Raw genomic sequence first — 13101 nt, forward strand, 5'->3', positions numbered from 1 at the left:
CCGACCGCCTGCGCGCCCAGGTCGCCGCCGACCGCCGCACAGCCCGCCCGCAGCAGCCCGCCCGCGAGCGCCGACGCTTTCTGGCCGGGGGCTTTGCCGTGGCCAGCGTCGCCGCCGTGGCCACCACCGTCGGCTGGCTGGGCTGGCAGCACATACAGGCACAGCCCGTGTTCCAGCACGCCTTCAGCACCCGCGCCGGGCAACTGACCAGCGTGACCCTGCCCGACGGCTCCACCCTGCGGCTGGACACGGCCACCGCGCTGCAAGCGACCTTCTGGCGCCACCGGCGCGAAGTCCGGCTCACCGAAGGCCAGGCCCTGTTCACCGTCGCCGCCGACGCCGCGCGGCCCTTCCACGTCACCGCCGGGGGCGTGCGCGTGACCGTCGTCGGCACGCGCTTTTCGGTGCGCCTGACGCCCGGCATCGCAGGGCGCGAAGGGGTCGAGGTGGAAGTGGCCGAGGGCCGCGTGCGCGTGGGTGCAGACGTGAGTGCAGGTGCGCCCGCGCCGCAGGATGCCGCTGGCCAGGGCCAGGCGTTCGAGCTGGCCGCAGGCCAGCGCATCGTCTTCGACCCCCAGGGGCGCCAGCCCGTGCTGGGCACCGTCGCGCCCGAGGCCGTGGGGGGCTGGCGCACCCTGCAACTGAGCTTCAGCGACGTGCCCCTGCGCCAGGCGCTGGCCGAAATCGAGCGCTACCGCAGCCTGGGCATCGCCGCCATCGACCCCGCTGCCGCCGAGCTGCGCCTGTCCGGCACCTTCGACCCGCGCGACCCCGCCGCCACCCGCCGACTGCTGGCCGCCAGCCTGCCCATCCGGTTCGCACCACAAGGCAGCGGCTGGCAGGTGCTGGCCGCCGCCCGCTGACCCCGCCCGCCCTTTGGGCTTAAAAAAAACGGCCCGCCTATCCGGCAAACGCCAGCCTCGCGCGTTTACACATGAACACGAAGCATTCGCAATCTTGTTCATGGAGCCTCTCTTTATGTCTTGCCTTCTGTCGCGGCCCGCGCCGCTCGTCCTGGCCCTGTCGCTCGCGTTCGGCGCGGGCCCGCTGTGGGCACAGGCCCCTGCCGCCGATGTGGCGCGCCCCATCAGCATCCCGGCCCAACCCTTGGGCGACGCACTCAACACCTGGGCGCGCCAGGCTGGCATGCAGGTGGCGGTGCCGCAGGCGCTGGTGGCGGGCAAGCAGGCGCCCGCCGTCTCGGGCAGCCTGACGCCCCGGCAGGCGCTCGACCGCCTGCTGGCGGGCAGCGGGCTGGTGGCGCGCGTGGAGGGCACGGCGGTGATCGTGCAGCAGGCCCCGCCCGCGCCGACTTCCGGCGCAGCCGTGCTGGACGAGGTGCAGGTGACGGCGCAGGCCGAGAGCGGCGGTACGACCGAAGGCACGGGCTCTTTCACCACCCGCACCATGTCCAGCGCCACGCACCTGCCGCTGACGATGCGCGAGACGCCGCAGTCGGTGACGGTGCTCACCAGCGCCCGCATCGAGGCCGACAACCTGGTGGACATGGTCGATGTCGCCGCTGCCGTGCCGGGGCTGTCGCTCCAGTCCAGCGAGGTTCGCCCTGTGCTGGAGTCGCGTGGCTACATCATCGAAAGCGTGACGCAGGACGGTATCGCCACCCCCTACGACTGGTATTTCGGCGACTCGCTGGGCAACCTTGCCATGCAGGATCGCGTGGAAGTGGTGCGGGGCGCGACGGGCCTGATGCAGGGGGCTGGCAACCCGTCCGGCGCCATCAACATGGTGCGCAAGCGGCCCACGCACACCTGGCAATTCAAGGCATCGACCAGCGTCGGCAGTTGGGACGATTACCGGCTGATGGCCGACGTGAGCGGCCCTCTGACGGAAGATGGCCGCATACGCGGCCGCGTGGTCGGCCATGCCCAGAAAGCCGGGGGCCACTACGACAAGGCATTCAATGACAAAGGGCTGGGCTATGCCACGGTCGACATCGACCTGACCCCGCGCACCACCCTCAACGTCGGCTACTCCAACCTGTATTCCAACAAGAACCTGAGCTGGGGCGGTTTGCCGACCGACTACGGATTCCATCCCCTTGACCTGCCGCGCTCGACCTTCGTCGGAACGGACTGGGAATACAACAAGAACAAGGTCAACACCTTCTATGCCAGTCTGGCGCACGATTTCGGCCAAGGCTGGAACCTGAATTTCAATGGCACTTACGCGGACGCCAGCTATGACCTGCTGGCGACCTATCTGATTCCAACGCCGGATGCCGGCGGATACGGGCATGCGTGGTGGGCAACGCAATCGTCGCGCAAGCAAAAGGCCGCCGACCTCAAGGTGTCCGGCCCCGTGTCATGGTTCGGGCGCAAGCATGATCTGGTGGTCGGCGCCACACTCAACCATCAGCAAGGGCGCATCGCGGAGTGGTTCGGAGGCTGGGACGCGCCGTTGACCAGCGGCGTCGATCTGGCGACCTGGAACCATGCCGCCCCCCGGCCAGACCTCAGCAGCACAAGCCCCTTGCTGACGAACTATGCGACAAGCTACAAGCAGGACAGCCTCTATTCCGCTGGCAAGTTCAACCTGACCGGCACGCTGGACTTGATCCTGGGCGCACGGCTGGACTGGTACAAGCGCACCGACACCCAGGGGGGCGAGCCCTATTCGGCGCACCGGCATCTGCTCAAGTACGGGGGGTTGACGTGGAAGTTCGCGGACAACCATTCGGCCTACGTGAGCTACACGGACGTGTTCCAGCCGCAGAACGTGCGTGACCTGAGCGGCAGCGTTCTGCCTCCCAAAGTCGGCCAGAACTACGAGATCGGCGTGAAGGGTGAATACCTGGGCGGTGCGCTCAACGGGAGCATTGCGCTGTTTCGTATGAATGAGAGCAACCGGGCCGTCTATCTGAGCGACCAAAGCGCCTGCACCATTGCGCCTCAGGTGTGCTTCGCTGCGGCCGGCCTGGTGCGCACCGATGGGGTGGATGTCGAATTGCAGGGCGCCATCACGCCCAACTGGCAGATCGGCAGCGGCATCACCTGGGCGGATGGCCGCTTCCGCAAGGACGCCGACTCGGCCAATATCGGCCAGCGGCTGAGCACCTTTTCGCCCGCCACGCTGTTCAAGCTGAGCACGCAATACACGCTGCCCGGCGTGCTGAACCGGCTGACGCTGGGCGGGCGTATCAACTGGCAGAGCAAGATTTATGTTGACAGAGAGAACGCTTATGGCGAGATGGTGCGCAACCAACAGGGAGCCCGTGCCATCGTCGATCTGTCGGCCAGCTACCGCGTGTCGAAGAACGTCAGCCTCAAGCTCGACATCAACAACGTGTTCGACAAGACTTACTACACGAGTATTTCCAGCGATTGGTACTGGGGCGCCATCGCAGCCTACGGCAGGCCGCGCAGCGTGCTGCTGACGCTGAACGCCAGCTATTGATGCCCAAGGATGCGATGCGCACCCCGTTGCGCATCGCCGCCGCGCCGCTGCCATCAAGACCGGCAGCCTGAAACTATCAAAACAATAGCTGCTGGTGCTTTATGGATGCGCGCTGGAGGCGAATTTGGCTATGAATAATTCAATCCTGCGACCCCCGGGGCCGGACAAGCCTGCGATGCCCCGCCCCGGCGATGGACTGGCAGGCACGCGCAGCCACGCCCGAGGGAAACAGCGCGGCGGAAAGCAGGACGTTGGTGTCGATGAAGACCTTCATGCACCGCCGGGCTGGGTGCGCAGGCCGCTGACCAATTCGGCCACGTCGTCCTCCGAGGCCATGCCGGCCTGGGCGGCGGCGCCTTCCAGGCCGCCTTGCAAGGCGCGGATGGCGAAGAGGGCGGCGTTCATCATCACCACGCTGTGCGTGCGCACTCTTAAAATCAGAGCTACCCGCACTTGCTGCATCAGCGCTGGAGGCTGATTTCAATATGAATACCGTGCTGCCTGTCGGCCCGCGCCCGAGCATGGTGCCGCGCATCGCCGCCGCCCTGCTGGGCGGCTACGCCTTCACCTGGGGCTTCATGGCCCTCAGCCTGGGCGGCCTGTACGCGCTGGGCCTGCCGTTCCACGACGCCGAGCACCTGGCCGCCCTGCTGGGGCTGCTGCTGTACCTGGCGGCTTTTCTGTGGGCCTTTGCGGCGCGCAGCCTGTGGCGCGTATGGGTGGTGCTGGGCGGCGGCGGGGCGCTGATGGCCGGGGCCGCATCGCTGCTGCAGTCGCGGCTGGTGGGCTGAGGGCAGCAGCTTGATTACTACTGTATTGATAGCTGCAAGTGCTTGCTGTATAAGCGCTAGAGGCCAATTTGATGCTTAAAACCGACCCACCCCCCAGCCTGCGCCAGTCCATGGCCTGGCCGCACACCTGGTTCGGCCTGGTGCTGGGCTATGTGCTGATGGTGTGCTTCTTCTTCGGCGCGCTGTCGGTGTTCGACCGCGAGATCGACCGCTGGGCCATCCCCGCGTCGCGCTTCGCCCCGCAGCCCATGCCCTCGTTCGACCGCGTGCTGCGCCCGGTGTTCGAGGGCCTGCAGCCCAGCGCCGAGAGCCGGGAGTACCTGCAGGACAAGGTGAAGGGCCCGCTGCCCGCGCACCTGGACGTGGTGCGCAGCTGGAGCGCCTACACCACCCACCGCGACCCGGTGCTGGGCATCTATGCCACGTGGGAGGTGCCCAACGCCAAAGACCCCGACGATGCCGCCTGGGCCAGCCGCACCATCGACCCGCGCACGGGCGCAGTGCTGCCCGAGGGCCGGCTCAAGATCGGCAGCGACTTCTTCTACCCGCTGCACTACAGCCTGCACCTGGAGTGGAAGAACCTGGGCTACTGGATCGTCGGCCTGGCCGCGCTGGCCATGCTGGCGGCGCTGGTCTCGGGCGTGGTGCTGCACCGCAGGGTGTTGCGCGAGTTCTTCACCTTCCGCCCGCAGAAGGCTGCCCAGCGCCGCACGCTGGACCTGCACAACCTGACGGGCGTGCTGGCGCTGCCGTTCCACTTCTTCTTCGCCTTCACGGGGCTGCTGATCTTCGCGGGCATCTATTTCCCCGTGGCCGAGACCCAGCTTCACCCGCTGCACGAGCTGCACGAGAAGCTGGAGGCGCAGCAGACGGGCCTGCCCAAGGACCGCGCGGGCACAGCGGCGCCGCTGGCCTCGGTGGACGCCATGGTGGCCCAGGCGCAGCGCCTGTGGGCCGCCCGGGGCATGGCGGGCGAGGTGGGCGCGCTGTCGCTCACCCACGTGGGCGACGCCAACGGCTACGTCAGCATCTACCGCGCGGGCACCGACCGGGTGGCGCTGCTGGGCGAGGCGATCCACTTCAGGGCCAGCAGCGGCGAGCTGATCCGCCAGGAGCCGCCGCACAGCGCGGTGGAGAGCGTGAGCGAGTTCCTCACCGGCCTGCACCTGCAGCACTTTCGCCACTGGCTGCTGCGCTGGCTGTACCTGCTGGGCGGGCTGATGGGCTGCGTGTGCATCGCCACGGGCTTCGTCTTCTTCGTGGAAAAGCGCAAGAAGCAGCACGCCAGGGCGGGCGGCCAGGGCAGCCGCGTCGTCGATGCGCTGGCCGTGACCACGGTGACCGGCATGCTGGTGGCCACGCTGACCATCCTGATCGCCAACCGGCTGTTGCCCGAGGCCCTGCCGCAGCGGGGCGACGTGGAGCAAACCATCTTCTGGGCCGGCTGGGCGCTGGCGATGGCGCATGCCTTCGTCCGCAGCGCACCGGTGGCCCAGGGCAAGCTGAACCCGGCGTGGCGCGAGCAGTGCTGGGCGATTGCCGTCCTGGCCCCCATGGCCGTGCTGCTGAACTGGCTGACCACGGGCGACCACCTCGTCAAGACCGTGTTCACCGACACCTACTGGCCCGTGGCCGGGGTGGATCTCGCCCTGCTGGCGGCGGCGGGCCTGGCCGCATGGGCGGCGCGCTGGCTGGGGCGGCGGGCATCGCCTGCGCCGTCCCGGGTGAAGGCTGCCCATGCGTGAGGCGGCGCTACTGGCGGCGGCACTGCTGGCCTGCACCCTGGGCATGGCCTGGCTGGCGCTGGCGATGCAGGCGCACTGGGCGCAGGTACGACCCGATGCGCCGCAAAGGGGCGTGCTTCGCCTGCGCGTGCTGGGCATCCTGGCCTTGATCGCCAGCCTGGTCCTGTGCGTGGCCGCCGACCACGCCTCCATGGCCGTGCTGGTGTGGGTCATGGCGCTGGCCGCTGCGGCGCTGGTGGTGGCGATGGTGCTGGCCTGGCGCCCGCACTGGCTGCGGGGCCTGGCGGGGGTGGCGCGGTGAAGGCCGCGAGGGTGCTTCTGCTGGCCGCCAGCCTCGCGCCCTGCGTACACGCCAGCAGCCCCGGCGAAGCGCCGCAGACCCTGGTGCTCGATGGCTTCGTGCAATCGTCCCCCGCTACCGGCGCCGCGCCGACGCGGCGCACCGAATTGCGCCTGTGGCGCAGCGCCCACGCCCTGCACGCCGAAGTCCTGGCCTTCGACCCCGACCCCGCCGCCATCACCGCCCGCCACCTGCGCCGCGACGTGGACAGCATGCTGTCCGAGGACCAGGTGACCCTGGTGATCGATGCCGAAGGCGCAGGCCGCCACGGCTATTTGTTCGCCGTCAACCCGCAGGGCGCCCAGTTCGACGCCCTGATCTTCGACGGCGGCCAGATGCGCGCCGACTGGGATGCCCGCTGGGAGAGCGATGCCCGCATCGAACCCTGGGGCTGGAGCGCCCGGCTGGAGATCCCCCTGAGCGTGTTCGGCCAAGGCAGCAGCGATACCTGGCGCATCAACGCCGAGCGCTGGATGCCCCGGGGCCACGAGCGCGTGCGCCTGGCGGGCGCCCAGCCCGACAAACCCGTCGCGTCCCTGGGCGACGCCCTGCGCATCCCCGCCATGCGCGGCGAGCGCGAGGGCTGGAACCTGCGCGTGAAGCCTTCATTGCGCCTGGCCCGCGAATCCTCCGCCGCGTCCGGCACCGGCAGGCCCCAAACCAGCCTGCAACCCGGCCTGGAACTGTTCCACGCGAGCGATGCGGGCCTGCGCACCACGGCGGCGCTGAACATCGACTTCGGCGAAGCCGAGGCGGACGAGCGCAGCGTCAACCTCACCCGCTTCGAGCTGTTCAGGCCCGAGAAGCGCGAGTTCTTTCTGCGCGACGCCGGGCGCTTCAGCTTTGGCGGGCTGGTGGATGCGGCGGTGATGCCGTATTACTCGCGCCGCATCGGGTTGGACGCCGCAGGCAGGGCGCGCGGGCTGGATGCGGGCCTCAAGCTCACCGGCAGCATGGGCGGCACGGACTTTGGCGCGTTCGCTGCCCGGGTGGCGGGCGGCCCGACCGAAGCTGGCGAGCCGGACCAGAACGCCGCTGACGTGGCGGTGCTGCGCGTGGCCCGCCCGCTGGATGAGCGCCAGCGCGTGGGCCTGATCGCCACGCGCGGCAACCCGCAGGGCACGGCGGGCAGCCACCTGTGGGGGGTGGACTACCAGTTCCGCGACACCGCCTGGACGGGCGGCAAGACGCTGGAGGGGCACGCCTGGGCGATGCGTTCATCGAACGCCCGTGCTGGCACGCAGACCAGCGGCCAGGCGTGGGGCGCCAGCCTGCGCTACCTGAACATCGGCCCCATGGCCGAAGCGCAGGTGCAGCACATCGGCCAGGGCTTCGACCCGGCGCTGGGCTTCCTGGCCGAGGCCAACGTGCTGCGCGGTGAAGGCACGCTGGGCTGGTGGCGCCGCACCCCAGGCGGCGCGGACGCGATCCCGGCGCTGGACTGGAGCTACCGGCGAACGCTGGACGGGCGCGAACGCACGGTGGTGCTCAACCCCGAGGTGGCCTACACCACTGCGGCGGGCGACACGGCGATGGCCGAGCTGTTCATCGAGCAGGACAGACTGGCCCAGGGCTACGCCCCGGTGCCGGGTAAATGGCTGGCGCCGGGAGCCTACCGCTGGCGCTACCTGTATGGCGTAGCGGAGACCTCGCATGCGCGACCGGTGTGGGTGTCGGCGGAACTGCGTGCGGGCGGCTTCTATGACGGACGGCGCAACGACCAGACAGCCACCATCGGCTGGAAGCCGTCGGCCCGGTGGGAGGCCCGCGCGGGCCTGGGGCGCAACGCGATCGCGCTGCCCACGGGTCGCTTCACGGTGAAACTGGCGACGCTGCGGCTGGACCACACGCCAAGCACACGGCTGGCCAGCAGCCTGCTGCTGCAGTGGGACAACGTGACCCGCGCAATGGGAGTAAGCGCACGGCTGCGCTGGCGCCCCCCAGGGTGGGCGCCGGGCAGCGATCTGGTGCTGGCGCTGGACAGGCTGGGCTACACGGGCGCGCAACGCACCCTGGAGCCGGTGCAGACAAAGGCCATGGTGAAGATGGTGTGGAACCTGGAGCGGTAGCGAAGGCAGGCCATGCTGGCGGGCGGCGGCGGTGGATTTTGAAGAACGGGGCTCAGACGTTGATCACACGTTTAAACGTTGATCGGTCGGCAAAGGGCCGTGAATGCTAGGTTTCGCGGGGAAATTGAGCCACGGCCTTTGCGGGAATCGCTGGAAGTACCCCCAGTTGTACCCCCAAGGGGGTATCGGGATGATAGATCAGTCTGGATGCGGGTGCCAGCGCTGCGCCTGCCGGATAAAACGGGTATGGCGCAGACCGCATTGTTGGCTGACGCATGGAACGGTACGCGATGAGATGCAGGGGAACGGGCAGCTATAGCCCATACCTTGGAGAACTCTCATGGCAGACCACCACAACCGCCACAACTCGCTAGGGCAAGATGCCCTGTTCACCACGCCCGCCTCGCTCATGCTCGATGCTCGCCTCACGCCGCTGGAGCGCAATGGCTGGCAGGTGCTGAACATGCTGCGCTCTGCCGAGGGCATCAGCCCGCTGGCGAACCTGGGCCAGTTGCGCCGCTATCTCACCTCCACCCCGCTGGGGCAGAGGGCCGAGTACGAGACGGCCCGGCGCGTCCTCGTTGTGCTTCGGTTGACGGGCTGGATCAGCCTGGTAGGCCAGCACCGCGATCCTCTGACCGGCCATGTGCTCAGCGAGCTGTATCAGGTTCACGAAAGCGCCTTGCACTTCCAGCAGGCCTGCATGCTCGATGCCAGTCTGCCCGCGCTTCTGCAAGGGTCTATCGGCCACGAAAACAACCAAGTGGATCGGGTGGCCGTCCACATTCAGGCAACGCTGGCGCAGGCACCTGAAGCCGCCTCCATTGCGACCCACGATCAGCGCCACCATGACGATGATTTGCCCCCTACGCCGCCGTCGCAGGAGAGCGAGGCAGCCGACCCACTGCCATTGTCTGGCGATTCCGCTGGCAGCACGCTTGTTCCGCAACAGACCGAATACGCTCGCCACATGACGGCTGAGCAGAGCAGTACGTATAAGACGTATATGTATAAAAAAGAACGTACGTACCGCGCGCGTGAAGAAAACAGCGATCCCTCATCGCGGCCGGTGAGCTTGCCGCCTTGCCTGAGCAATGCCCAGGCAGATCAGCAAAAGGACGTGCAGGCCGCCTTGCGGCGGCTGCCGCCGCAGCATCGCCAGGAAGTACTCGATGAATTGCAGGCACGCAGCCAGAGCGGCACCGTGCGCAATGTCGTGGCCTACTCTTTGGTGAAGCGCGTCTTTGCTGGCGAATTCCGCCTGTGGGCAGGTCGTAAGGAGACGTCTGCCACCCCACGGACTGCCGAAAATCGGCCTGCTGGTGTGCCACGCACCGAACACCGCCCAGAACCGACCGCGCCACCGGCATCGCGTGAAACTGCCCTGGCGCACATCGCCAACATCCGCAAGATGCTGAATGCTCCGACGAACGCTGGGGATATCGCGGCACAGGCATGCAGGCCAGGGGATGGGAGCCGCATCCTGCGTAGCAAATGCTGCCGCGAAACGGGTCGTCACTGCACGCCGCAGTGACGACCCCGCCTGCGTCAGCAACAATGCGGGCGAATGCCGAATCCTATTGCGTGCGGCAGACATGATGATGGCCGCTCTACACTGACCGGGCAGTTGCCAAGACCGATGGGCTTCGTACATCGGCAACCCCAACAGCGTAGGTTCCTGCAAGCGCTGGCCCGTCAGGGCAGAACCACCCCAGGTATGCCCAGGCTTCGACCGCATACTGGCCCTACCCATGGGCGGAGCCTTCTTCGTCTGCTTGCACTCATCCCTTGCGCGCCGTCTGGCGCATTGTCCCCTTGCGGCAATCGCCTGTGTGCAATGCACAGGACTGCCGCTGCGTTTTCTCATCCCACTCACTTCATAGGAGGACTCATCGACGCTGAAAGCTTGTTCATCTCGCACGATCTCCGTCCGGCCTTCCAGCAGGAAGCAAGACGGACGCCTCATTCGAGGCTCTGGTGTCTCCTGAACACCATGCCCTTGCCCTCACGGGATCTCGCCCTGGCGAGTTGGCACCAACACTAACCATTGAGTTTCAGGACAACGCAGTACGGCGCTTTGCCGGGAGGCTGGGAAATGGACGACTTGACCTATACCCTGCGGCAGCTTTGCCAGCGCAACCGTGACGGCAGCCACACCACACAGGCCGACCGGATGCGCTCGCTGTCGCTGGCCGCGCGGCAACTGCGGGAGGCCGGTTTCCGGCAGATGAAGGCTTCGTCGCTCAAGGGCAAGCACGTCCATACGCTGCTGGAACGCTGGCAAGGCGAAGGCTTGTCGTCCGGCACCATCAAGAATCGGCTCTCTCATCTGCGCTGGTGGGCCGAAAAGATCGGCAAGGCTGGCATCTTGCCGACTGACAACACACAGCTTGGCGTGCCCGAGCGCCGCTACGTGACCAACATCAGCAAGGCCCAGGAACTCGGCACAGGTCTTGAAAAGGTCACCGACGCTCACGTACGCATGAGCCGTCAGCTACAGGCCGCCTTCGGACTGCGTCGGGAGGAAGGGATCAAGTTCCAGCCCAGTTACGCAGATGGGGGTGACCACATCGCCCTCAAGGGATCGTGGACCAAGGGTGGTCGGGAGCGCACTGTGCCCATCACAACAACAGAGCAACGCGACGCGCTCCAAGCTGCACACCGTCTGGCGGGCGCAGGGTCATTGATTCCGGCAAACAAGACCTACATCCAGCAACGGCACGTCTACGACGGACAGTGCAAGGCAGCCGGTCTGAGTCATATGCATGGCCTTCGCCATCAGTACGCGCAAAGCCGTTATGAGACGTTGACGGGGAGGCCGCCGCCAGCGGCAGGTGGACCATTAGTCACGGAGTTAAGTCCAACGCAGCGCATAGAAGACCACCGTGCTCGTCAAACCATCAGCCGTGAGTTGGGACACGAGCGCGTTCAAATCACTGCCATCTACCTCGGTAGCTAGGTCAGGCAGTATGAACCCCCTGGCCTACATACACAGCCGTCCACCGGCTCAATCTGCAGGCCCAACAAACGTATTCAGCGCCGTTGCAATCCTCTTGCGTCGCTCAAGCAAGAAAGCCTTGTAGCTTTCCACTTCCAGCAGCGATGCCTCAACCGGGATGCACTGTGCTGAGAACGCTGGCTCGCCAAGCTGGTCCACCAGCGGGGGCAGGTAAACCGCCGGGGCCTTGTCGCTGATCGCGCGATTCGTCTTGCCGCCGATGAAGGCCAGATTGGCGATGTCATCCGCCTCGCGGGCAGTGAAGCTGGTCTTCAGTACGGCTTTGGGAAAGATGTGATGGAACTGCAAGCGATGCTGGACGCCCGAATGATCCAGAGCAATGGCCAGATGGCTGCGCCAATCTTTCGCACCGGCAGCGCGGAAAGCCAGGAACATGGTCTTGAACAGCGCGCTGCGCTGGTTGCGGCCTTCCAGCTCCTCCGCGGTAATGTCCAGGCGGCCGAACTGCAGGCGCAGCCGGTCGATCAGCTCGCTCACCGCTCCGCCCTGACGAATACTTGCCAAATCCTGATCCAGAATGGTTTCGCTGGAGCCTCGGGAGAAGCGGCCTTTGGCATTGGCCATCAGCGCCCAATAGCGCAGTTGGCGGGCCTCATCGTTGCTCAGTGCATAGTTGCGGCTGTGTCCGAAATACGCCAGCACCACCAGCAGGAAGGGCGACGACAGCAGCGCCGGGCTATCGATGCCCAGATTGCTACGCAGGAAGTTGAGCGCGAATTCCATGCCCTCGCAGGCTTCTTTCCACGCCTTCTGCAGCTTCTCCACATTCAGGCTACCCACGATCTGGAAACGTGATTGACCGGTGGCAAACGCCATCAGATTCTTCAAGTGCAAACCGAGGTCAAGATCAAAGCCCGTCTTGGCGCATGCCTTCTGGAAATCCTGGAACGTCTGCAGCGAGTGCCGCCACTTGGCGGTGATCTGAGCCAGAGCCAAGTCGGAACTGCGCAGCTTGGCTCCCAGTGAATTGACCCGGACGAAGATTTCCGTGACCTCATCGTAGGAAAGCGTGCGTTCCAGCACGTCCATCCGATAAACGTACTTACGGATGCCACGTAGCCGGGCCAAGCGCTGGCTGTACTTCTCGTACCGCGGATCGTCAAGACCACTGATACCGGCACGCTTGAGGAAAGGCGCATCGTTGTCGGTCTTGAACACTTCCGACACTTTCACCCAATGCGGCAACTGCTCAAGCTTCCTCGTGGCCACCACGAAAGTCATCTTGTTGAAGCGCTTGAGCAGTTCGTCCTCGGTCGAATCCGTCTCATCGCCAATCAGTTCGCTATCGTCGTCGGCATCGTCCTCGTCGTCGCCGTTCTCTTCCACTTCGGTCACGACCGCCAACTGGTCGGGATGCTCCAAGTTGAACAGCAAGTCGATAGGCCGACGACGGCCGCGCACCGATACTGGCTCGCCGCGAATGACGGCAGAAAGCGATGTCAGACGCTGCTGACCATCCAGCAGAAGCCGCGTGCTCTGGTAAGGATTCGTGCTCTGGCTGACCGCGAAATCCTGCAGCGGCACAGCTTCATCCGTTTCCCAAAGCAGGATTGCGCCGGATGGGTAGCCGCGATACAGCGAATCCAGCAGATCGCGCACTCGCGTGGAGCGCCACACATACTGGCGCTGCATCTCTGGCAAGCGCAGTTCGCCCCGCTCGATCATGGATACCAGTTCTTCAACGCTTGCTTCGGCCTTGGCCATGGTTATTCCTTATTGCGTC

11 protein-coding genes are annotated in these 13101 nt (G+C 66.2%); 8 read left to right on the plus strand and 3 right to left on the minus strand.

What is annotated here, in order from left to right:
* Positions 1 to 863: FecR family protein (locus QM569_RS05080; RefSeq protein WP_414986145.1), on the plus strand; the 863-nt coding region annotated here is incomplete at its 5' end.
* 115 nt (positions 864 to 978) lie between these two features.
* On the plus strand, positions 979 to 3414 hold the full coding sequence (locus QM569_RS05085; protein WP_414986146.1) for a TonB-dependent siderophore receptor: 2436 nt from the start codon (positions 979 to 981) through the stop codon (positions 3412 to 3414).
* Between the two features lie 139 nt (positions 3415 to 3553).
* On the opposite strand, the gene QM569_RS05090 is transcribed toward QM569_RS05085, so the two are convergent.
* Both QM569_RS05090 and QM569_RS05095 read right to left on the minus strand, forming a co-directional pair.
* Positions 3554 to 3688, minus strand: coding sequence for a hypothetical protein (locus QM569_RS05090; RefSeq protein WP_414986147.1), 135 nt, complete (start codon positions 3686 to 3688; stop codon positions 3554 to 3556).
* Positions 3685 to 3819, minus strand: coding sequence for a hypothetical protein (locus tag QM569_RS05095; protein ID WP_414986148.1), 135 nt, complete (start codon positions 3817 to 3819; stop codon positions 3685 to 3687). The genes QM569_RS05090 and QM569_RS05095 overlap by 4 nt, the downstream gene beginning before the upstream one ends.
* A gap of 80 nt (positions 3820 to 3899) precedes the next feature.
* On the opposite strand from QM569_RS05095, the gene QM569_RS05100 reads away from it, so the two are divergent.
* The 6 genes from QM569_RS05100 (at position 3900) to QM569_RS05125 (ending at position 11318) form a co-directional block, all read left to right on the plus strand.
* A complete protein-coding gene (locus tag QM569_RS05100) occupies positions 3900 to 4205 on the plus strand; it encodes an iron uptake protein (RefSeq protein ID WP_414986149.1) in 306 nt (101 codons plus the stop codon).
* Positions 4206 to 4276: 71 nt separating this feature from the next.
* On the plus strand, positions 4277 to 5950 hold the full coding sequence (locus QM569_RS05105) for a PepSY-associated TM helix domain-containing protein (protein WP_414986150.1): 1674 nt from the start codon (positions 4277 to 4279) through the stop codon (positions 5948 to 5950).
* Complete coding sequence (locus tag QM569_RS05110; RefSeq protein ID WP_414986151.1) at positions 5943 to 6251, plus strand: DUF3325 domain-containing protein; 309 nt, start codon at positions 5943 to 5945, stop codon at positions 6249 to 6251. Before QM569_RS05105 ends, QM569_RS05110 begins: the two co-directional genes overlap by 8 nt.
* Before the next feature lie 11 nt (positions 6252 to 6262).
* Positions 6263 to 8359 carry a DUF5916 domain-containing protein gene (locus tag QM569_RS05115; protein WP_414986152.1) on the plus strand — a complete coding sequence of 699 codons (2097 nt, stop codon included), beginning with the start codon at positions 6263 to 6265 and terminating at the stop codon, positions 8357 to 8359.
* A gap of 340 nt (positions 8360 to 8699) precedes the next feature.
* Positions 8700 to 9893 (plus strand): STY4528 family pathogenicity island replication protein, encoded by a 1194-nt coding sequence (locus QM569_RS05120; RefSeq protein ID WP_414986153.1) that lies wholly within the window; start codon positions 8700 to 8702, stop codon positions 9891 to 9893.
* Between the two features lie 561 nt (positions 9894 to 10454).
* Positions 10455 to 11318 carry a phage integrase N-terminal domain-containing protein gene (locus QM569_RS05125; RefSeq protein ID WP_414986154.1) on the plus strand — a complete coding sequence of 288 codons (864 nt, stop codon included), beginning with the start codon at positions 10455 to 10457 and terminating at the stop codon, positions 11316 to 11318.
* Positions 11319 to 11366: 48 nt separating this feature from the next.
* On the opposite strand, the gene QM569_RS05130 is transcribed toward QM569_RS05125, so the two are convergent.
* Entirely contained in the window at positions 11367 to 13082 is a 1716-nt protein-coding gene (locus QM569_RS05130) for a DUF262 domain-containing protein (protein ID WP_414986155.1), read from the minus strand.
* Between the last annotated feature and the right edge of the window lie 19 nt (positions 13083 to 13101).

The sequence above is a fragment of the Acidovorax sp. genome, from assembly GCF_047607405.1.
Classification (GTDB): Bacteria; Pseudomonadota; Gammaproteobacteria; order Burkholderiales; family Burkholderiaceae_C; genus Acidovorax.

Excerpts from the sequence above, each read along its gene's own strand:
- QM569_RS05130 (WP_414986155.1), bottom strand. The coding sequence starts at position 13,082 with ATGGCCAAGGCCGAAGCAAGCGTTGAAGAACTGGTATCCATGATCGAG.
- QM569_RS05105 (WP_414986150.1), top strand. The coding sequence starts at position 4,277 with ATGCTTAAAACCGACCCACCCCCCAGCCTGCGCCAGTCCATGGCCTGG.
- QM569_RS05120 (WP_414986153.1), top strand. The coding sequence starts at position 8,700 with ATGGCAGACCACCACAACCGCCACAACTCGCTAGGGCAAGATGCCCTG.
- QM569_RS05095 (WP_414986148.1), bottom strand. The coding sequence starts at position 3,819 with ATGAACGCCGCCCTCTTCGCCATCCGCGCCTTGCAAGGCGGCCTGGAA.
- QM569_RS05110 (WP_414986151.1), top strand. The coding sequence starts at position 5,943 with ATGCGTGAGGCGGCGCTACTGGCGGCGGCACTGCTGGCCTGCACCCTG.
- QM569_RS05125 (WP_414986154.1), top strand. The coding sequence starts at position 10,455 with ATGGACGACTTGACCTATACCCTGCGGCAGCTTTGCCAGCGCAACCGT.
- QM569_RS05100 (WP_414986149.1), top strand. The coding sequence starts at position 3,900 with ATGAATACCGTGCTGCCTGTCGGCCCGCGCCCGAGCATGGTGCCGCGC.
- QM569_RS05090 (WP_414986147.1), bottom strand. The coding sequence starts at position 3,688 with ATGAAGGTCTTCATCGACACCAACGTCCTGCTTTCCGCCGCGCTGTTT.
- QM569_RS05085 (WP_414986146.1), top strand. The coding sequence starts at position 979 with ATGTCTTGCCTTCTGTCGCGGCCCGCGCCGCTCGTCCTGGCCCTGTCG.